The sequence below is a fragment of the Vibrio sp. M250220 genome, from assembly GCF_036533795.1.
Lineage (GTDB): Bacteria > Pseudomonadota > Gammaproteobacteria > Enterobacterales > Vibrionaceae > Vibrio.
The window spans coordinates 39,673-59,481 of the sequence record NZ_JATABI010000017.1 but is presented as its reverse complement, the minus strand read 5'-3'; the positions used below and the strand labels follow the sequence as shown (position 1 = coordinate 59,481).

General features: G+C 44.5%; 20 protein-coding genes and 1 pseudogene. 13 read left to right on the top strand and 8 right to left on the bottom strand.

The window, feature by feature from the left end:
- Window positions 1-165 precede the first annotated feature (165 nt).
- On the top strand, window positions 166-1,497 hold the full coding sequence (locus QTN94_RS08525) for an IS4 family transposase (protein WP_331427443.1): 1,332 nt from the start codon (window positions 166-168) through the stop codon (window positions 1,495-1,497).
- A 59-nt stretch (window positions 1,498-1,556) separates the two neighbouring features.
- Here the strand turns inward: QTN94_RS08525 and cspD are convergent, their stop codons facing one another.
- The gene (gene cspD, locus QTN94_RS08520; protein ID WP_331416009.1) at window positions 1,557-1,778 is read right to left on the bottom strand and encodes a cold shock domain-containing protein CspD; all 222 of its coding nucleotides are present in this window, start codon (window positions 1,776-1,778) and stop codon (window positions 1,557-1,559) included.
- 463 nt (window positions 1,779-2,241) lie between these two features.
- Between cspD and clpS the strand changes: the two genes are divergently transcribed.
- Complete coding sequence (gene clpS / locus QTN94_RS08515; RefSeq protein WP_006879492.1) at window positions 2,242-2,562, top strand: ATP-dependent Clp protease adapter ClpS; 321 nt, start codon at window positions 2,242-2,244, stop codon at window positions 2,560-2,562.
- 42 nt (window positions 2,563-2,604) lie between these two features.
- The gene (gene clpA, locus QTN94_RS08510; RefSeq protein WP_331427442.1) at window positions 2,605-4,875 is read left to right on the top strand and encodes an ATP-dependent Clp protease ATP-binding subunit ClpA; all 2,271 of its coding nucleotides are present in this window, start codon (window positions 2,605-2,607) and stop codon (window positions 4,873-4,875) included.
- A 67-nt stretch (window positions 4,876-4,942) separates the two neighbouring features.
- Here clpA and QTN94_RS08505 read toward each other — a convergent pair whose 3' ends face one another.
- Genes QTN94_RS08505 through QTN94_RS08495 form a run of 3 tightly spaced genes read right to left on the bottom strand, consistent with a single transcriptional unit; the run spans window position 4,943 to window position 6,768 of the window.
- On the bottom strand, window positions 4,943-5,578 hold the full coding sequence (locus QTN94_RS08505; protein WP_331427441.1) for a YdcF family protein: 636 nt from the start codon (window positions 5,576-5,578) through the stop codon (window positions 4,943-4,945).
- Between the two features lie 15 nt (window positions 5,579-5,593).
- A complete protein-coding gene (locus QTN94_RS08500) occupies window positions 5,594-6,415 on the bottom strand; it encodes an NAD(P)H-binding protein (protein ID WP_331427440.1) in 822 nt (273 codons plus the stop codon).
- The gene (locus QTN94_RS08495) at window positions 6,415-6,768 is read right to left on the bottom strand and encodes a LysR substrate-binding domain-containing protein (RefSeq protein WP_331427439.1); all 354 of its coding nucleotides are present in this window, start codon (window positions 6,766-6,768) and stop codon (window positions 6,415-6,417) included. Before QTN94_RS08495 ends, QTN94_RS08500 begins: the two co-directional genes overlap by 1 nt.
- Window positions 6,769-6,806: 38 nt before the next feature.
- Here QTN94_RS08495 and QTN94_RS08490 point away from each other — a divergent pair.
- Together QTN94_RS08490 and QTN94_RS08485 are read left to right on the top strand one after the other, a co-directional pair.
- Window positions 6,807-7,025: pseudogene (locus QTN94_RS08490) on the top strand (chlorhexidine efflux transporter); the annotation flags it as partial.
- An 85-nt stretch (window positions 7,026-7,110) separates the two neighbouring features.
- A complete protein-coding gene (locus QTN94_RS08485) occupies window positions 7,111-7,296 on the top strand; it encodes a hypothetical protein (RefSeq protein WP_331427438.1) in 186 nt (61 codons plus the stop codon).
- Here QTN94_RS08485 and QTN94_RS08480 read toward each other — a convergent pair.
- The gene (locus tag QTN94_RS08480) at window positions 7,289-7,522 is read right to left on the bottom strand and encodes a TIGR02647 family protein (RefSeq protein WP_138972437.1); all 234 of its coding nucleotides are present in this window, start codon (window positions 7,520-7,522) and stop codon (window positions 7,289-7,291) included. The genes QTN94_RS08485 and QTN94_RS08480 overlap by 8 nt on opposite strands.
- A 545-nt stretch (window positions 7,523-8,067) precedes the next feature.
- On the opposite strand from QTN94_RS08480, the gene focA reads away from it, so the two are divergent.
- A complete protein-coding gene (focA, locus tag QTN94_RS08475) occupies window positions 8,068-8,910 on the top strand; it encodes a formate transporter FocA (protein WP_269377350.1) in 843 nt (280 codons plus the stop codon).
- Between the two features lie 58 nt (window positions 8,911-8,968).
- Here the strand turns inward: focA and QTN94_RS08470 are convergent, their stop codons facing one another.
- Together QTN94_RS08470 and QTN94_RS08465 are read right to left on the bottom strand one after the other, a co-directional pair.
- Window positions 8,969-9,094 (bottom strand): hypothetical protein, encoded by a 126-nt coding sequence (locus QTN94_RS08470; RefSeq protein WP_331427437.1) that lies wholly within the window; start codon window positions 9,092-9,094, stop codon window positions 8,969-8,971.
- 220 nt (window positions 9,095-9,314) lie between these two features.
- Window positions 9,315-9,815, bottom strand: coding sequence for an ABC transporter permease (locus QTN94_RS08465; RefSeq protein ID WP_331427436.1), 501 nt, complete (start codon window positions 9,813-9,815; stop codon window positions 9,315-9,317).
- A gap of 441 nt (window positions 9,816-10,256) precedes the next feature.
- Here QTN94_RS08465 and torE point away from each other — a divergent pair, with 441 nt between their 5' ends.
- From torE to torA, 3 genes are read left to right on the top strand one after another with little or no spacing between them, the layout of a single operon-like run.
- Window positions 10,257-10,436 (top strand): trimethylamine N-oxide reductase system protein TorE, encoded by a 180-nt coding sequence (torE, locus tag QTN94_RS08460; RefSeq protein ID WP_004413423.1) that lies wholly within the window; start codon window positions 10,257-10,259, stop codon window positions 10,434-10,436.
- A gap of 49 nt (window positions 10,437-10,485) precedes the next feature.
- Window positions 10,486-11,670, top strand: a complete 1,185-nt coding sequence (gene torC / locus QTN94_RS08455) for a pentaheme c-type cytochrome TorC (RefSeq protein ID WP_331415999.1) — start codon at window positions 10,486-10,488, stop codon at window positions 11,668-11,670.
- 24 nt (window positions 11,671-11,694) lie between these two features.
- Window positions 11,695-14,157 (top strand): trimethylamine-N-oxide reductase TorA, encoded by a 2,463-nt coding sequence (torA, locus tag QTN94_RS08450; RefSeq protein ID WP_331415998.1) that lies wholly within the window; start codon window positions 11,695-11,697, stop codon window positions 14,155-14,157.
- Between the two features lie 64 nt (window positions 14,158-14,221).
- Here torA and QTN94_RS08445 read toward each other — a convergent pair whose 3' ends face one another.
- A complete protein-coding gene (locus QTN94_RS08445; protein ID WP_443088788.1) occupies window positions 14,222-14,929 on the bottom strand; it encodes a substrate-binding periplasmic protein in 708 nt (235 codons plus the stop codon).
- Window positions 14,930-15,437: 508 nt separating this feature from the next.
- On the opposite strand from QTN94_RS08445, the gene ruvC reads away from it, so the two are divergent.
- From ruvC to cydA, 4 genes are all read left to right on the top strand, one after another.
- Window positions 15,438-15,959 (top strand): crossover junction endodeoxyribonuclease RuvC, encoded by a 522-nt coding sequence (gene ruvC / locus QTN94_RS08440; protein WP_138972445.1) that lies wholly within the window; start codon window positions 15,438-15,440, stop codon window positions 15,957-15,959.
- A gap of 165 nt (window positions 15,960-16,124) precedes the next feature.
- On the top strand, window positions 16,125-16,742 hold the full coding sequence (gene ruvA, locus QTN94_RS08435; RefSeq protein ID WP_138972446.1) for a Holliday junction branch migration protein RuvA: 618 nt from the start codon (window positions 16,125-16,127) through the stop codon (window positions 16,740-16,742).
- 12 nt (window positions 16,743-16,754) lie between these two features.
- Window positions 16,755-17,759, top strand: a complete 1,005-nt coding sequence (ruvB, locus tag QTN94_RS08430) for a Holliday junction branch migration DNA helicase RuvB (protein WP_269377207.1) — start codon at window positions 16,755-16,757, stop codon at window positions 17,757-17,759.
- Window positions 17,760-18,216: 457 nt separating this feature from the next.
- Window positions 18,217-19,803, top strand: coding sequence for a cytochrome ubiquinol oxidase subunit I (cydA, locus tag QTN94_RS08425; protein ID WP_331427435.1), 1,587 nt, complete (start codon window positions 18,217-18,219; stop codon window positions 19,801-19,803).
- The last annotated feature ends 6 nt before the right edge of the window (window positions 19,804-19,809 follow it).

Sequence of the window (19,809 nt, the reverse complement as noted above, 5' to 3'; positions counted from 1 at the left end):
ATTACGCCAAACATGTTCTTAGATGAAACCTCTTTAGAGCTCTTTTAGTCCCCCACAAAGCCGCTCATTGAAGCTAACTCCGATCAGTTAAGTAAATGATCAGTTGAACGATCCTGTGGTTGGTTGAAAATACCCTCAAACATTTCATGTTTGAGGGTATTTTTTATGTTGGCTCACTGGCTTATTGATGTTGATGACTTCGCTTCTCCTGATTCACTTACGCTTTTTCAAAAAGAGCTTCCATTGGAATGGATAAATCAAGCACTAGATGAAACCAATAAAGCCAGTATGAGAAGACGAAAGCTACCTGCTGAGTTGGTCGTTTGGCTACTAGTCGGTATTGGTTTGTATCGTGACAGACCCATTACTGATGTTCTAGATAAGTTGGACCTGAAATTATCTAACTCTTTAGGTGAATCCATAGCCCCAAGTGCTATTCCTCAAGCCAGAAAACGTCTCACAGCGAAGCCACTAAAAGCGCTATTCACAATGACGGCTCAGCACTGGACCAAGTCAGAAGATAGCGAGGATAAATGGTTTGGTTTAAGACTGTTTTCAGTCGATGGGACGCAATTTAGAACTCATGATACCGAGGCACTTGCTAATCACTATCAGTACGTTAAGCACAGTAAAAATCGTCACACTGAATACCCTGTAGTTCGTCTATGCGCGCTATGCTCTCTTCGTAGTCGTTTACTCCATGATGTCGCTTTTGGTCCTAGCTCAACAGGGGAAGTGAGCTACGCTAAACAGTTAATATCATCAACGACACCTAACTCCCTCACGCTCTTTGACAGATGCTATTTAAGTGCCGAGCTAATGATTAACTGGCAGCGTCAACACGGCTCTAGTCACTGGATGACTCCAATAAAATCCAATACACAGTATGAGGTCATTAGGAAGCTAGACAAGGAAGGACGTGATTTGATTGTCGAAATGGATGTCTCACAGCATGCACGTAAGCAAGATCCCAGTCTCCCAGAAAAATGGCAAGCGAGGTTGGCCCTGTACCCTGAGACAGAACAACCTAACCATATCAAAGGCGTATTAACTTCTCTAACCGATAGTCAATATGACCTTCAATCCCTGTTGGATGTCTATTTTGAGCGTTGGGAAATTGAGAACAGTTATGGAGAGATAAAACACGATATGTTAGAAGATGAACTTCTTCTTCGAAGTCAGTCAGTAGAAGGGGTAGAGCAAGAAGTCTGGGGGATATTAATCGCTTATAATCTGGTTCGCGTAGAGATAAGCCGTATTGCCAAAGAAGCGAAGGTATCGCCTCTGAGGATAAGTTTTATGATGGCACTTCGAGATATTCAAGATGAGCTTATGTGGTGTGCGATAGCATCGCCAGGTTCGATCCCCAAAAAGTTAAGGGCGATGCGAGAGCGAGTGAAGCGCTACATTCTGCCAGAGCGAAAAAAACGGCCCAAATCAAGGACCGTTCGTATGAATAAGACTCGCTATCCAGTTCGTTCCAAACACGTTAAGTGATAGGAGTTAGCTGAAAAGCGGGTTTTTTTATGTTTAAAACGATTAAGTTGGCAGCGATTTTATTTTGCTGGTTGAGCTTCAACCGGAACTACGTAGCTTGCGTGATAGCCTTTAGGTCCTTCTTCCACTTCAAAATTCACTTGTTGGCCAGCTTTCAGAGTACGATAACCATCCATTTTAATGGTTGAATAATGTGCAAACACATCTCCATCCTCTCCCTCTGGACAGATAAAACCAAATCCTTTGGCGTTGTTAAACCATTTTACTGTACCTGTAGCCATGCTATACATCCCTCATGCATTTTGTTACTGATGTTGTTTGAATGTTTACATTGATTCCTTGTAAACAGAAAGTGAATTTCCATTCAGCCGCTGCCAAATTTTCAGTCACTATTTGACCAATGTAGCCAATGATTGAGCACAGTCAATAGGAAAAAGGTATTACAGTCTACATATTTACAAACAAATCACTTTTGAGATTTACATTTTTGCAACGATTTGGCTTGATAAATATCGATAATCTATAAGTGGCTGTTATTGTTTTTGGTTTCTTTTTAATCAATTAGATACATCTCTTACGCCGATAAAAATCTTTTATTTGCAGCGACGCAATTGCTGCATTAGTCTCTAAGTAAGAACAAAATTTAATTGCAGCGTTTTGTTCGGAATAGTAAGAACTAAATTCAAAACTTCTGCTCTGTGAAGTGGTAAAATTAAAAGAGTCAAACATCAACGTCTAATAGTCATGAGCAAACATTTTGAATGGGTTACTCCAGATTCAGATCTGCTGGAGTTAGAGAAAACAAAAGTTAAGCCACCGTCCATGTATAACGTTGTCCTAAACAACGATGACTACACACCAATGGACTTTGTGATTGAGATCCTAGAGCGCTTTTTCTCTATGGATATCGACAAAGCAACGCAGGTGATGCTCCAGGTGCATTATGAGGGAAAAGCAATTTGTGGCACGTATACTGCAGAAGTTGCTGAGACCAAAGTAGCGCAAGTTACAATGTATTCTAAGGAAAACGAGCACCCTTTGCTTTGTACAATGGAACAAGCCTAGCGCTTGTTCGAGCAACCTAAGTTGTTCTTATAGGAGGTACTTATGCTGAATAAAGAATTAGAGTCGAGTCTAAACGGCGCATTTGCTCGCGCTAGAGACAAACGACATGAGTTTATGACTGTCGAGCACCTCCTGTTAGCATTGTTGGAAAACGATGCAGCGAGAGAGGCTTTGCAGGCATGTCAGGCAGATGTAGATTCGCTTCGTAGTGAACTGGATGTTTTCATTGATCAAACTACCCCTCTCATTCCAGAAAACGACGAAACTCGCGAAACGCAACCCACTTTGAGTTTTCAACGCGTTTTGCAACGCGCAGTATTCCATGTTCAATCTTCTGGCCGCAGTGAAGTAACAGGGGCAAACGTCCTTGTGGCGATTTTTAGTGAACAAGAGTCTCATGCGGCTTATCTACTCAAGAAAAACGACATTAGCCGCCTAGATATTGTTAACTTTATTTCTCACGGTATTACCAAAGCGTCGAGTTCGAGTGATGACTCTCATTCCTCTGACTCTTTCAGCGACAACGTCGAGGATACTGGTTCAGAGGAGCGCCTAGAGAGCTTTGCAACGAATCTTAACCATATTGCAAAACAAGGGCAGATAGACCCACTGATTGGTCGCGAGAAAGAACTAGAACGAACGATTCAGGTATTGTGCCGTCGTCGTAAAAACAACCCATTACTGGTCGGTGAGGCAGGGGTTGGTAAAACGGCGATCGCTGAAGGTCTTGCATGGCGAATTGTGGAAGGCCAAGTGCCTGAGATTATCGCTAACAGTGTGATTTACTCGTTGGATATTGGCTCGCTACTTGCGGGTACTAAATACCGTGGTGACTTTGAGAAACGTTTTAAAGCGATTCTTAAACAGCTAGAAAAAGAAGACGATGCCATCCTGTTTATCGATGAGATTCACACAATTATCGGTGCAGGTGCCGCCTCTGGTGGTCAAGTCGACGCGGCAAACCTAATCAAGCCATTACTAAGCAGCGGCAAACTGCGTTGTATCGGTTCGACAACTTATCAAGAGTACAGCAACATCTTTGAAAAAGAGCGTGCGCTATCGCGTCGCTTCCAAAAAATCGATGTGGTTGAACCGTCTCTTGATGACACCACTAAGATACTTATGGGCTTGAAACCTAAGTATGAAGCACACCATGAAGTGCGTTACACCAATAAAGCGCTTCGTGCGGCGGTTGAGCTATCGGCTAAATACATTAATGAGCGTCATTTGCCAGATAAAGCGATTGACGTTATTGATGAAGCAGGTGCTCGCAGTCGTTTGGCTCCAGCGAGTCGTCGCAAGAAAACCGTAGGTGTTGCGGACATTGAAGCTATGGTTGCTAAAATGGCACGTATACCTGAAAAATCTGTCTCATCTTCAGATAAAGAGATACTGCAAAAGCTCGATGAGAAGATGAAGATGCTGGTGTTTGGTCAAGATGATGCCATCGATGTACTTAGCGAAGCGATCAAGTTGACTCGCGCGGGTCTTGGTGCAGACCATAAACCAGTGGGTTCATTCTTGTTTGCAGGCCCGACGGGGGTAGGTAAGACTGAAGTCACGGTTCAATTATCGAAATTACTTGGTATCGAGCTACTTCGCTTTGATATGTCTGAATACGGTGAACGTCATTCGGTGAGCCGTTTGATTGGTGCGCCTCCGGGTTACGTCGGATATGATCAGGGTGGTTTGCTGACGGACGCCGTCATCAAACATCCTCACTCAGTCGTTCTGCTCGACGAAATCGAGAAAGCGCATCCAGACATCTTTAACCTGCTACTGCAAGTTATGGATAATGGTACCTTGACGGACAACAATGGCCGTAAAGCTGACTTCCGTAACGTTATTTTGGTGATGACCACCAATGCCGGTGTTCAGGAGACCGTTAAGAAATCTATCGGTTTGATCCAACAAGATCATAGTCATGATGCGATGTCGGAGATCAAGAAGGTCTTTACGCCAGAATTCCGTAACCGTTTGGATAACATCATTTGGTTTAACAGCTTAGATGAACATGTGATCCATCAGGTTGTCGACAAATTCATTGTTGAGCTACAAGCGCAGCTTGATGCTCGTGGTGTATCGCTCGAAGTTTCGGATGATGCTCGCCATTGGCTGGCAGTTAAAGGTTATGACAAAGCCATGGGTGCTCGTCCTATGGGGCGTGTTATCCAAGAGCAACTGAAGAAACCACTCGCGAATGAACTGCTATTTGGTTCTTTAGTGGATGGTGGTACAGTGAAAGTTGATCTCAATGATGATGAGCTAAAGTTCGAGTATCACAGTGAGAAAGAAGCGGCCATTCATCCTTAAGACGCGGAAATGTTAACAAAGCCAGAGCATTGCTCTGGCTTTTTGTTTATCGGCTTAAAGCTGGTCGTTAACCAAAAACAGATTTCACCGCCTGATAAGCACTTTCTACACTCGTTGGAATGGATTGTTCAATTTGGAAACCGAGCTTGGGGTAGTCTTTAATTCGCTCGAAATCTCCCAGCATTGCTGTCACTGTCGTTGTCAGGTCAATGTCCTCGTTGAAGTAATCACAGAAAGTGGTTTTGGATGACGTGACACAAATGTGCTGACAAGAAGCAGGCCATTGCTTAACGAAAGTCGCGTAGGTACGTCGCTCCATGTACGGTTTTTGAACCAAGATAAACGACTTAAAATTTAGCCCTAGATTTTGCAATAACTGGTAGGTGAAACGAACATTTTCACCGGTGTTGGTCGCTTTATCTTCAACAATAATGTCAGCCGCTGGTACACCAAGATCTTTCGCGTAATCGGCAAAAGTCTGGGCTTCACTTGAAGTAAAAACACCTTCAGTCAATCGGCCAGTGCCCCCCGAAAAGATGATTTTAGACGCCCATCCTGCAAGGTAGAGATGAGCCGCATACTCCGCAACGCGGATATCGTTACTTCCAAGCACAAAGATGCAATCAGACCGCTGTAAGGTGTCTGAAAGCTGCATGTACTGCCATAAATGTTCAATCTGCTGGTAGAGTTTTAATTGACTCATAAGAGGTTGACCTTTCTAGAGTGCATCTAAGGTGTGTTGAAAATGAAAGCGATAACCTAACGAAACAAGTTTATCAGCGATGATGCGTTTGTCTGGGACATGCACGAGAGTGGGTAACTTGTTATCGCTTGCGACACTGTCTAACGCCGCCTGATAGTATTCTGCCTTATTCACCGTGTTCGGGGTGGTGGCGTTGACGGTGGTATCTATGCTGTTCAAGGCCATAAAACTTACGACACCTACAGCATCGTGCAAATGAAGCATGTTAGCAGGAGCTTGGTCGCTAACTTGTTTTAACATCGCCGCAAATCGAGAGGGATGTCGGTTGGGGCCAACCAATCCACTGCAACGAACAATTGCGTAGCTGAGTCTAGAATCAATTAGGTGCTGCTCAGCCTGCAACATGATCTTGGCATTGTCACTAAACTCAGGATTATCGATACTTTTATCGAGAGTCGCATCCGCCTCGATCATCTCTTGAGCTAGGTTAGGGTATACAGTGGTGGAACTAACCATAACAACCCGTTGAACCCCATTGTTTTGCGCAGATGCAATCAGCGTTTGCCAGTTCCCAACGTAGTCTTGACCACTCTGTTTGCGAAACCCCGGAGGAAAACAGCCAATCACGATGTCAGTTGGAGTTGAGCTAAGCTGTTGGTCGAGATCGTTACTGCCATTCGCTAGGTTCGCGACGAAACTATTGATACCGAGTTGTTCAAGTTCCTTAACGCCTTCTGGTGTCGTTTTACTGACATAGACACTGTGTCCAATAGAGGTCAAGTACTGGCCAAGCGGCTTACCTAACCATCCTCCACCTACGATAGTTATCTTTTTCATTATTTCGTCCCTGATAGGAGCGTACGAAGCTCTGTACGAAGAAGCTTGTGTACTGGTTTATTTGCGAACCCTTGGTGCTGAACCACATCGACATTGGCTTGCCATTGCAGCCGCTCAAACTCGATCGGAATTCGCTTAATCTGATTTTCTTCACAAGCATTGGCGGCGATATGAGTGGGTAAAAATCCCCAGCCAAAGCCTTGAGCGATTAAGCCTAATAATACGTGGTAGCTATCTGCGTACCAAATATCGGGGCTGTATGCCTGCTGAAATCCACTGACTTTGTTATTTCTAGAGCGTAACAACAATTGGCGGTGAAGCAACAGTTGATCGACATTAGCAGATGTTTGCATTGCAAGTGGATGTTTCTAACTCACCGCAGACTGCACTTCAACGAACGTTACGAGTGCGCTTGCTACATACATGCGGTTTTGAAGGAGGGCTGATTTTTATTACGGTGCCGAGCATTGCGTGGTTTTTAGCCATAGGAGTTCTAGAAGCGATAATGTTGGAAGCAGGATTTCTCGTGTTCTTCTTTTTCTACGCGACTGGATTTAACAGGTGTTATGACCGAGTGCAACCTTATAGATGGTTAACAGCAAGAGTTTAGCGCAATGCGGAGAGCGTCCTATTATTTAATCCGTATTGACCCGCGTGAGAAGATGTTGTCGAAGATGATTAGGATGAACAGTAGGATGTTGGAGAGTAAGTTACTCTATCTTGCATTCAAAAACACGCCAGAAGGGAACAACTGGCGTGCTATCTTCAATCAAGGTCTAGAGAAGATCGATGTTGAGGCAATCATAGAACAACATAACCAGACCCAACTACTTGGGGTCACATTGCCTGCCTCAGAGCAAAGGATGCAAGAAACTAACTAGAAAGTACGCGCAGAGCTTTGTCTGCGTGTTCAGCCATTTCAATACCTTCGTCAGTTAAGTAGCCACCATCAGGAAGTGTGCACAACCCTTTCTCATATAGGCGCTGTACAGCCGCCTGCATCTCTTCAGAAGCGTCATGGTGAACTTTAATACCGGTTGCAGCACTACTGATATCAAACTGAAGCAAGAGATTAAGTTCAGCCATATGGTCAGGCGTAAATTTCATAATTAATTCCTTATCGAACGTACTGGATTCAAGGTAATCAGGATGATGTGAATCGGCAACTCAATGAGTTGAGAAATGTTATCCAAGCCTTACTTTAACAACAGGATAGAACGAAATTGGTTATCTGCTGTGCAATCGAAGAGAGACTAGATCAGAATCAAAGAATTATCTGCTAAGCGGAATATTGGCTTGTCATTATTAGGGGTAATCTTCCTAATGTTAGGGATTTAAGTTATGGCGAAATGGGTCAGTATACTAATGTCTAATAGCCAACAAGCATAATAAAGTTTGTTATTATGGATATTCAAACTAAAACAATAATCAGCTCTCTACTTTAGTAGTAATTGATGTTTAAGCTATTGATTTTGAATGCTATTTTCAATTGATTTAATGAGCATTTATCTAAATTTATCTTTGTATTAGCCTTAGTTTTCATGAGGTGAAAAAGATTTTGTCTACTTGAATGATTTAACGCTTGAATTTGATCACAATTCACGTAATTATCCGCGCCCACTAACCCATATGTTGCAAAATGTTTCCCGATGATAAATCTCAATCAGTTTGATTCATTATTACCTCCTCAAATGGCTGAGCGTGCGGCAGAAATTGGCGTAGGCAAAGCAACCAAAGACCCTGTTAAATCATTCCTATTGGCGATCTCCGCAGGTATCCATATTGGTATCGCATTTGTGTTCTATACCATAGTAACGACAGGTGCAGGTGACCTGCCTTGGGGCATCACACGCCTGCTGGGTGGCCTTGCCTTCAGCTTAGGTCTGATCCTTGTGGTGGTGACGGGTGGAGAGCTGTTTACCAGTTCTGTTTTGACCTTAGTGGCGCGTGCCAGTGGCAAGATTACGTGGAAAATGCTGTTTAAGAACTGGCTGGTTGTCTACGGTGGAAATCTTATTGGTGCCTTGTTGCTTGTTGTTTGTATGTTGATGACCAAACAGTACATGTTTGACCATGGGCAGGTTGGTCTTAACGCAATGGCGATTTCCCAGCATAAGCTACATCACACGTTTTTATCCGCTGTTGCTTTGGGGGTAATGTGTAACGTACTAGTCTGTGTCGCTGTATGGATGACCTTTAGTGGACGTACACTTACCGACAAGATTGCAGTGATGATTTTACCTGTCGCGATGTTCGTATCTGCCGGATTTGAACACTGTATTGCGAACATGTTCCAAGTGCCAATGGCTATCGGCATCAAGTATTTTGCGCCAGCTGAGTTTTGGCAGATGACGGGGGCGAATATTGCTGATTATGCCGACCTCAACATGATCGATTTTATTACTAACAACCTAATTCCAGTGACACTAGGTAACATTATTGGCGGCGGAGTGTTTGTCGGAATGTGGTACTGGTTGATCTATCTAAGAGACTAACCGCATATCTCTTGATATAAGGCTCACATTTGTGAGCCTTTTTTAGTAGCAAAACCGCTTATCGATATTCGATACCCAGCCATTCATCTAACGCCTGAATCTCTCTTGGCTCATCTTTTAGCCAGTCACGAAAATCACTATTCTCGCTATCAGTATTGGTAGCGTCACTGCCATTGAAATACATTACTTTATCCCTCTAGTAAGTCCTGAGTGACAACCTAAGTGGGTCAGATGACAAGATTATTACGTTGCGTGAATTAAATTTTATGCGCATGAATGCAAAGAAATTTTTTTATTGACCTCTCTGTAAGCTCTGGATAGACCAGTTGTAATGGATGTATCACCACGGTTATCCACAGAATCTGTGGATAAGATCTAAAATCCCATTGAGACAACTTACGAGATCATTTAGTAGATGGGATGTGAACCAGTATACGTCCTTCCTTGCTAATACAGTTTCTCACCGTCAGCTTGAGCGCAGAGACGATAGAAATCGTCATCATCACAAAGATCGCAACCATGATCATTAACTGATATTTAATGGCGATAATAGGACTTGCGCCGCCTAAAATTTGCCCAGTCATCATTCCCGGTAGGGTAACCAAACCTGTCGTGATGGGCAGCATGAGCCTAGAGGCGGGTAATTTGGCTTTGCTAATGATGGCACTGGAACCAATGAGCAACATGAGTATCAGCCAAAGTAAATTTACAATTAAGCTATTGATAGTAAATAAGTATTCTAGATAGATGCCGACCAGTATAAGCTGCAATGTCATACGTGCCACACTGATGAAAATATCCTTTCCTAGATCAAGCTGGTAGTAGCGATCGCAAAGTAGTGGGACAGCTAGCAAGCTGAAGAATATCGCCAAAACCAGCCAATCTATGTCTATAACACTGTCCATAATTTTCCCTCAATTAGTCCGTCGCTAGTTTATCAGACTACAGAACAACCTCACCTTGTCTTGAATTCGGTAAACATAAGAAAAAGCACTCATTTTAGCTACATCACCGTTACAAATGGGCTAAAATTGGCACGATAGATGTGTGCCTCTAAAGTGGTATATGTTAATAAATGTTATCTAAATGATGCGCATAATAGGATGATTTAACAGTTTGTTTACTGTTAATAATTCTTCATATTTAGGCGTATATTGACACATCAGAATGCAATTAAACACAACTCTGGATGAGCTCAAAAAAGTGTTGGATAACAAGGGCAGAACGTCCGGAATTGATTGAACCCTACTTATAGTATGGTCTAACATTTCTGCTTAGAGATAGAAGAAATTTAGCTCAATCATAAGAGCTATCCAAATAACACTAGATACAAAATAGGCAAATGTATGAGTGATGTTAATAAAATCGAGAGTGGTGAAAAACGCTCTTTGGAGTGGAAGTCATTCCTCTTCATTGCGGTCGTTCTCTTCCCTGTTTTAAGTGTGGCATTTGTTGGTGGTTACGGATTCCTTGTATGGGCAATGCAAGTGTTCTTCTTCGGACCTCCAGGTGCACACGGCATGTAAGCCGTGTGCTCATTTCCACATTTTTGAACAGATTTTAAGAGAGCAAACTATGAAATCATTTATCATCAAGCTGTGGCGTACAATGACGCGCCCTGCAGTTCATATCAGCCTTGGTGTGCTGACTATGGGCGGCTTTATTGCTGGTGTTATTTTCTGGGGTGGCTTTAACACAGCACTGGAAGCGACCAACACAGAAGAGTTCTGTATCAGTTGTCACACAATGCGTGACAACGTATACGTTGAGCTACAAGAAACCGTTCACTGGAAAAACAACTCTGGTGTTCGTGCGACATGTCCTGACTGTCACGTACCACATAACTGGACTGACAAAATTGCACGTAAAATGCAGGCATCTAAAGAAGTATTCGCTCAAGTATTTGGTAATTACGATGAACCAGGTGCGTTTGAAGAGCGTCGTATCGAACTTGCTAAACACGAATGGGATCGTTTCTCTGCAAACAAATCTCTAGAGTGTAAAAACTGTCACAACTACGAATCGATGGATTTCGAGCAAATGTCTCCTACTGCTCGCATCCAAATGAAGCAAGCGGCTGAGAAAGATCAAAGCTGTGTTGACTGTCATAAAGGTATTGCACACAAACTTCCAGCTGGCATGGACAGCATCGGCGGTATCGTTGGCGATTTAGAAGCATTGGCATCAAATACCAACTATGGTGTTGGTCAGTCATTAGTGAGTGTTCGTCACTTGCCAGTGTACTTCGATGCTGAAGGTACTCAAGAAGCGGGTCTACTAAACCCTGCATCTACGGTAAAAGTGATTGCAGACAAAGGTGACTTTGCTGAAATCGAAATCGATGGCTGGCGCAAAGCGAAAGGCTTTGGTCGCGTGATTCAAGAAGATTTCGGCAAAAACATTGCGGTGGCTTCACTTCTTAAAGAAGCATCAACTGACAGCAACGTGGTGACAACAGGTGAGAAGCGAGTAGACGAGCTAACGGGTCTTCCTTGGGAGAAAGTGGCTGCGAAAGTATGGATCAAGAAAGAATCTATGCTGAACGATATCACTCCAGTGTGGGAAAAATCGAAGGAAGCGTACAAGACAAACTGTTCAGTCTGTCATACACAGCCAGCTGAAGCGCACTTTGATGCCAACACATGGCCTGGTATGTTCGACGGTATGCTTGCGTTCGTTAACTTGGATACAGATAGCGAAGCACTTATCCTGAAATATCTACAGAAGCACTCTTCAGATTATGCTGAAGGTCACCACTAATAAGCGTCGGATGGAGTAATTTAAATGGCTATTACACGAAGAAGTTTTCTTAAAGGCGTTGCAACGACAAGTGCGGCGTCAGTAATCGGTCCGAGCTTATTAGCGTCTGCTTCTGCAAACGCAGCTGAGACCGTAGGTACTTGGAAAGTAACAGGTTCACACTGGGGCGCGTTCCGCGCCCACATCTACGCGGGTAAAGTTCAAGAGATCAAGCCGCTAGAGTTAGATAAGAACCCAACAGAGATGCTTAACGGTATCAAAGGCATTATCTACAGCCCATCACGTGTGCGTTACCCAATGGTACGTCTAGATTGGTTGAAGAAGCACAAATACAGTGCGGAGACACGCGGTAACAACCGTTTTATCCGAGTGACTTGGGACGAAGCGTTAGACTTGTTCTACCGTGAGCTAGAGCGCGTACAGAAAGACTACGGTCCATGGGCTTTACACGCGGGTCAAACTGGTTGGAACCAAACTGGTTCGTTCAACAACTGTACAGCACACATGCAACGTGCGGTTGGCATGCATGGTAACTTCATCACTAAAGTGGGTGACTACTCTACAGGTGCAGGTCAAACCATTCTGCCATACGTTCTAGGTTCTACCGAGGTATACGCGCAAGGTACATCTTGGTCAGAGATTTTAGATAACTCTGACAACATCATCTTGTGGGCAAATGACCCAGTGAAAAACCTCCAAGTAGGTTGGAACTGTGAGACTCACGAGTCATACAAGTACCTCGCTCAATTGAAAGAAAAAGTCGCTAAAGGTGAGATCAACGTTCTGTCTGTTGACCCAGTTAAGAACAAGACTCAACGTTACCTAGAAAACGACCACCTGTACATCAACCCGATGACAGACGTTGCATTCATGCTGGCTGTAGCGCACGTGCTTTACAACGAAAACCTTTATGACAAGAAGTTCATTGAGACTTACTGTCTAGGTTTCAACGAGTTTATTCAGTACGTTCAGGGTGAGACAAAAGATAAAGTTGTTAAGACGCCTGAATGGGCAGCGGAAATCTGTGGCGTTAAAGCAGACAAGATTCGCGAATTTGCTCGTATGCTGGTTAATGGTCGTACTCAGATCCTTATGGGTTGGTGTATTCAACGTCAACAACACGGTGAGCAGCCATACTGGGCAGCGGCTGTTGTTGCCGCTATGGTCGGTCAAATCGGTCTACCTGGCGGCGGTATCTCTTACGGTCACCACTACTCAAGTATCGGTGTACCTTCGACTGGTTTTGCTGGCCCTGGTGGTTTCCCACGTAACCTTGACCAAGGTATGAAACCGAAATGGGACAACAACGACTTCAATGGTTACAGCCGTACTATTCCGGTTGCGCGTTGGATCGACTGTCTACTAGAACCAGGTAAAGAGATCAATTACAACGGCGGTAAAGTTAAGCTACCAGACTTCAAGATGATGGTGATTTCGGGTAACAACCCTTGGCACCACCACCAAGATCGCAACCGCATGAAGAAAGCATTCAAAAAGCTTCAAACTGTGGTAACGATTGAGTTTGCTTGGACAGCAACGTGTCGTTTCTCAGATATCGTGCTACCTGCTTGTACGCAGTGGGAACGTAACGACATCGACGTGTACGGTTCATACTCAAGCAAAGGTCTGATTGCGATGCACCGCTTAGTGGATCCTCTGTTCCAATCTAAGCCTGACTTCCAAATCATGAGTGAGCTGACTCAACGTTTTGGTCGCCGTGAGGAGTACACTCGTGGCATGAGCGAAATGGAGTGGATTGAGAGCCTTTACAACGATTGTCGTGATGCCAATAAAGGTAAGTTCGAAATGCCAGAATTTGCAGAGTTCTGGGAGAAGAGCGTACTAGACTTTGGTGAAGGTCAGCCTTGGGTTCGTCACGCAGATTTCCGTAAAGATCCGGAGCTCAACCCTCTAGGTACTCCTTCAGGTTTCCTAGAGATTACTTCTCGTAAGATCGGTCGTTACGGTTATGAACACTGTCAAGAGCACCCAATGTGGTTCGAGAAGACAGAGCGTTCTCACGGCGGTCCAGGTTCAGACAAACACCCGTACTGGCTGCAATCGTGTCACCCAGATAAGCGTCTTCACTCTCAGATGTGTGAATCGGAAGAGTTCCGTGCGACTTACGCGGTTCAAGGCCGTGAACCTATCTACATCAATCCTGCCGATGCGAAAGCAAAAGGCATTAAAGATGGCGATTTAGTTCGTGTATTCAACGACCGTGGCCAACTTTTAGCGGGTGCGGTTGTTACAGATAGCTACCCTCGTGGTGTTGTTCGTATCGAAGAAGGTGCTTGGTATGGTCCTCTGAACGAGAAAGAGGGCGCAATCTGTACTTACGGCGATCCAAACACATTGACCATGGACATCGGCTCATCTGAGCTTGCTCAGGCAACATCTGCGAACACATGTATCGTAGACTTTGAGAAGTTCACAGGCAAAGTACCGCCAGTCACCTCATTCGGTGGTCCAATCGAAGTGGCTTAATCGCGTCGAAGAGATAAAAAATACCAGCCAAAAGGCTGGTATTTTTTTGCTCGTTTTTTAACATTTAGCGCTTATTGTTCAGTCCGTAGCGCGTTTTTAGGCTCTGCAATTCTTGTGCGGCTTGTTGGTCGAAGTATTTGTTCAGTACCTCGACAATTTGTTCTGCTTGTGGGTGGCTCTTGCGCACCGCAGCGTACAAGGGTGTCGAGTCGAGGTAGACGTCGCTAAAAGCGAGTTGCCCTCTATCAATCCCCATTTCTTTAATCGTCCATTCTCCTACCACTTCATCGGTAACCAAAGCATCGGCTCTTTCTGTCAGGACAAGGCGAATGCTGTTCGGAAGGTCGATCGATATAACTGGCTTCATTTGGTCATACTCAAGTAGGCTTCCCGCATAGGCGTAGCCGTTAATCAGAGCAACGCGCTTATCTTTAAAGCTCTCTAAGGACTTGAACTTGAAGTCGCTCTTTCGTAACGAAACAACGGCCATTTGGTTATACATGTAAGGTTGCGTAAACAGAAAGGTCTTTTCTCGCTCTTCCGTTTTCCATATTGCGATAATGACGTCGTTTTTGCCTTTGATGGTCTCTTTAAGAATTCTTGCCCAAGGTTTCTGGGTAAATTGGACTGTGTAACCTGAAGAGGTGAGCGCATTAACGACCATGTCATGGGCGATGCCTTTGCCAATGGGAGAATCCATAATAAATGGAGGCCAAGCTGTTTGGGCTGCATGCAAGGTCTCTGCCGCAGTGGAGCTTGCCCATAGACTCAATGTGATGCAAACGGTGATCTTAAGACGGCTTGTAAACAAAAGGGTTACTCTTTATTGACTGTACTTTGAGTTTAGTCGACGCGTGTCAAACGAAAGAGTTTTTCTTGATTGTCTCATTGGCTGAGAAAATGAATTAATTAATTTTGAACTTTACCAACCCATTGGTTTTTTAAATGTTTAGATAAAAACTTACAATTATTGTGATCTTTATCTAAATTTATTGCCATTAATGGCGAAAAGGTGAGCTATTTTTAGCTTTTGTTAGGTTTTTATCGATTGTTTTATTTGTTAATTATCAGCAAGCGGCACGTGACATCACTTTAACTGCGGATCAACCTGTCTATTGGTACGACTACTGGAGCGGAGAGAAGCTGGTGGCAGAGCCAACCCCTGTTATTGAAGTGAGTCTTGAGTCTGGCTTATCAAGCCGAGCGATAATTACCTCGATATAGCACAAAGAGTGCTTTAACATGTGTCACTGAACAAAAAACATATCGATTAGGTATCAATGTCAGTAATACTTGGTATTGACCCTGGCTCTCGAATCACGGGATACGGGGTCATACGTCAAAATGGTCGTCATCTCCAGTACCTTGGTAGTGGATGTATACGCACCTCAGAAAAAGAGCTCTCTGGGCGATTGAAGCAGATTTACGCCGGAGTTTCAGAAATCATCACTCAGTTTCAACCGGACGTTTTTGCCATTGAACAAGTCTTTATGGCACGAAACGCGGATTCAGCATTAAAGCTTGGTCAAGCTCGTGGTAGCGCTATTGTGGCTGCAGTTAATGCTGAACTGCCCGTTTATGAATACGCGGCAAGATTGATCAAACAAGCGGTGACAGGAACGGGCGGGGCAGACAAAGAGCAGGTTCAGCACATGGTACAACAGATGCTGAAGTTACCTGGTCGTCCGCAAGCTGATGCTGCCGATGCACTGGGCGTGGCAATTTGTCATGCCAATACCAATAAAACCCTGATTGCAATGGCAGGAAAGGCAAGCAGTGCCCGTCGAGGTCGTTATCGATAGACCTACCAATGGTGCCGAGCTCAACATACAGGTCGATGCAGTCCGCACACTGACCTCTCAACTTGATCAAGTTGTCTCAAAAATCTAGTCAATAATGATAAAGAACTGGATGTCTATCCAGTTCTTTATTATCCTGTCGCAAATTCATTTCTAAGAGTATCCACTGTGATTGGACGTCTGCGCGGCATTCTAATTGAAAAACAACCACCTGAATTATTGATTGAAGTTAACGGCATTGGCTACGAAGTTCAGATGCCGATGAGCTGTTTCTATGAGCTACCAAATGTTGGTGAAGAAGCAATCATCTATACTCACTTCGTGGTACGTGAAGATGCGCAGCTACTCTACGGTTTTAATACAGTCAAAGAACGTGCGTTGTTTAGAGAAGTGATTAAAGCAAATGGCGTTGGTCCTAAACTGGGTCTGGGCATACTATCGGGTATGACGGCGAGCCAGTTTGTTGCCAGCGTCGAAAGAGAAGATATCTCGACACTGGTTAAGCTACCAGGGGTGGGTAAAAAGACGGCAGAGCGACTTGTGGTTGAGATGAAAGACCGTCTCAAAAGTTGGAGTGCTGGTGATCTCTTTACACCTTACACTGACGCCGCACCAATTGACTCAGTGCCAGAAGCTGCTCAGTCGAGCGCAGAAGAAGAAGCGATCAGTGCACTGCTCGCGTTGGGTTACAAACCCGTCCAAGCCTCAAAAGTGGTTTCTCAGGTAATGAAACCAGAGATGAGTAGCGAGCAATTGATTCGTGAAGCCCTGAAGTCGATGGTTTAAAAGGTATCAGTCATGATTGAAGCGGATCGCTTAATAGCACCAGACAATACGATCTACAAAGAAGAAGATGTTATCGATCGTGCGATACGCCCTAAGAAGTTAGAGGACTACAAAGGGCAAGATCACGTCCGTAACCAGATGGAAATCTTTATTAAAGCGGCTCAGTTGAGAAATGAAGCACTGGATCATCTGCTGATATTTGGTCCTCCGGGTTTAGGTAAGACGACCTTAGCCAACATTGTCGCGAATGAAATGAACGTAAATATCCGTACAACTTCCGGCCCTGTGTTGGAGAAAGCGGGCGATTTAGCCGCCTTATTGACCAACCTTGAAGAGAACGACGTGCTCTTCATCGATGAAATTCACCGCTTGAGCCCAATGGTTGAAGAGGTACTCTACCCAGCGATGGAAGACTATCAGTTAGACATCATGATCGGTGAAGGCCCAGCGGCTCGCTCAATTAAAATCGATTTACCACCGTTCACATTAATCGGTGCGACGACGCGTGCTGGCTCTCTGACCTCTCCTTTGCGAGATCGTTTTGGTATTACGCAGCGTCTTGAGTATTACAAGATCCCAGATCTACAAAACATTGTTCAACGCAGTGCGGATTGTCTCGGTCTTTCGATGGAAGCTGAAGGTGCTCTAGAGGTTGCGCGTCGCGCACGTGGGACACCGCGTATTGCTAACCGCTTGCTTAGACGTGTACGTGACTACGCGGAAGTGAAGGGGAACGGTCACATTTGTGCTGAAGTGGCAGACAAAGCGCTCAACATGCTTGACGTGGATGCTCAAGGATTCGACTACATGGACAGGAAACTGCTCTTAGCCATTATGGAAAAATTTGGCGGTGGTCCCGTTGGGCTCGATAACATGGCGGCCGCGATTGGCGAAGAAAAAGATACGATTGAAGATGTTCTTGAACCTTATCTTATTCAACAGGGTTATCTGCAACGGACACCAAGAGGGCGAATCGCTACCGATAGAGCGTATCTTCATTTCGGAATTGAAAAATAAGTTTTCACGGCCAGCAAATTCTTGCTGGCTTTTTATTATTAGTGATCTAAATCACATTAAACTAAATTGCCTACCACTAAATAGGTAATGTAAATGAGTGATTTGTTAACCACTTGTTTTGCATAAATAGTAATTTACAGCCGTATGCAACCCTCTCTTAACAAATGAGTTTTAAAATGCTTGATTCAGATCAAGGTGATGCTTTTTTAATCACAAATGCCGTGCAAAAGTTGATGTAAATCAAAGCGAACTCTGTCCATAAATCTTTTGAAACAACCTGTTTTTAGCAGTAATATTAGTCCTAGCTATATTAGCTGATGCTTAACAATTAACTAACCGTTACGGTACATTTTTGCAACACATTACCTATAACTGGTAACACGGGTTAAGTTCGTTCAACGATTAATAACAATGCATTAATGGAAAGAGTGTCTTCAGCCGACACATAGGAGTAAACATGATTGACGTAGTTGATCTGTCGCGATTGCAATTTGCACTGACAGCGATGTATCACTTCCTCTTCGTACCACTGACTCTAGGTATGGCCTTCCTATTAGCCATCATGGAATCTCTGTACGTAATGACGGACAAGCAAATCTACAAGGACATGACAAAGTTCTGGGGTAAGCTTTTCGGTATTAACTTCGCTCTAGGCGTGGCTACCGGCCTAACCATGGAGTTCCAGTTTGGTACCAACTGGTCTTACTATTCACATTACGTAGGTGATATTTTCGGTGCACCTTTGGCGATCGAAGCACTAGTAGCCTTTTTCCTAGAATCGACATTTGTTGGTCTGTTCTTTTTTGGCTGGGATCGCTTATCAAAACGTCAACACTTAGCCGTAACTTGGCTTGTAGCCCTTGGGTCTAACTTCTCAGCACTTTGGATTCTCGTGGCAAACGGCTGGATGCAAAACCCAGTTGGCGCGGAATTTAACTTCGAAACCATGCGTATGGAGATGGTGAGCTTTGCTGAGGTTGTTCTAAACCCAGTTGCTCAGGTTAAGTTCGTTCATACGGTTGCTTCTGGTTACACGACTGGCGCAATGTTTATTCTAGGCATCAGCTCATACTACCTATTAAAAGGTCGTGACATTGCGTTCGCTCGTCGTTCATTTGCTATCGCTGCCTCTTTCGGTATGGCTGCGATCCTATCCGTTATCGTCCTAGGTGATGAATCTGGTTACGAGCTTGGTGAAGTTCAGAAAGTGAAACTTGCTGCGGTAGAAGCAGAGTGGCACACAGAACCTGCTCCAGCAGCATTCACTCTGTTTGGTCTGCCAAATCAAGAGACAATGCACACCGATTACGCCATTAAGATCCCTTACGTGATGGGTATCATTGCGACTCGTTCATTCGACGAGCAAGTGACTGGTCTACGTGATTTACGTGACCAGCACGTTGAGCGTATCCGAACGGGTATGTACGCGTACGAGTTGCTAGAGAAACTGCGTGCTGGCGACAAGACTCCAGAAAACATGGCAGCGTTTGATGAAGTGAAAGGTGACCTTGGTTACGGTCTACTTCTGAAACGTTACACCGACCAAGTTGTTGATGCGACAGAAGAACAAATCCAAGCGGCAGCGGATGATTCTATCCCTAAAGTTTGGCCACTATTCTGGTCATTCCGCATCATGGTCGCGTGTGGCTTCATCATGCTGTTCGTATTCGGCGCGGCGTTTATTCAAACATGTCGTCAGAAGATCGAACAAAAGCCTTGGATTCTTAAAGCGGCACTATTTAGCATCCCACTACCTTGGATTGCTGTAGAAGCTGGGTGGTTCGTTGCCGAGTACGGTCGTCAGCCATGGGCAGTGGGTGAAATCTTACCGACCCACGTAGCCTCTTCTGCGCTCACTGTTGCGGAACTATGGACGTCACTGTTCGCCATTCTGGCGCTCTACACGGTGTTCCTCATCGCTGAAGTTTACCTAATGGTTAAGTTCGCGCGTAAAGGGCCGAGCAGCCTGAAAACAGGCCGCTACCACTTTGAACAAAACGCTAGCTCTGTTGAAGACAAAGTCGGCCGTTCAGTCGAAGTTTAAGTGAGG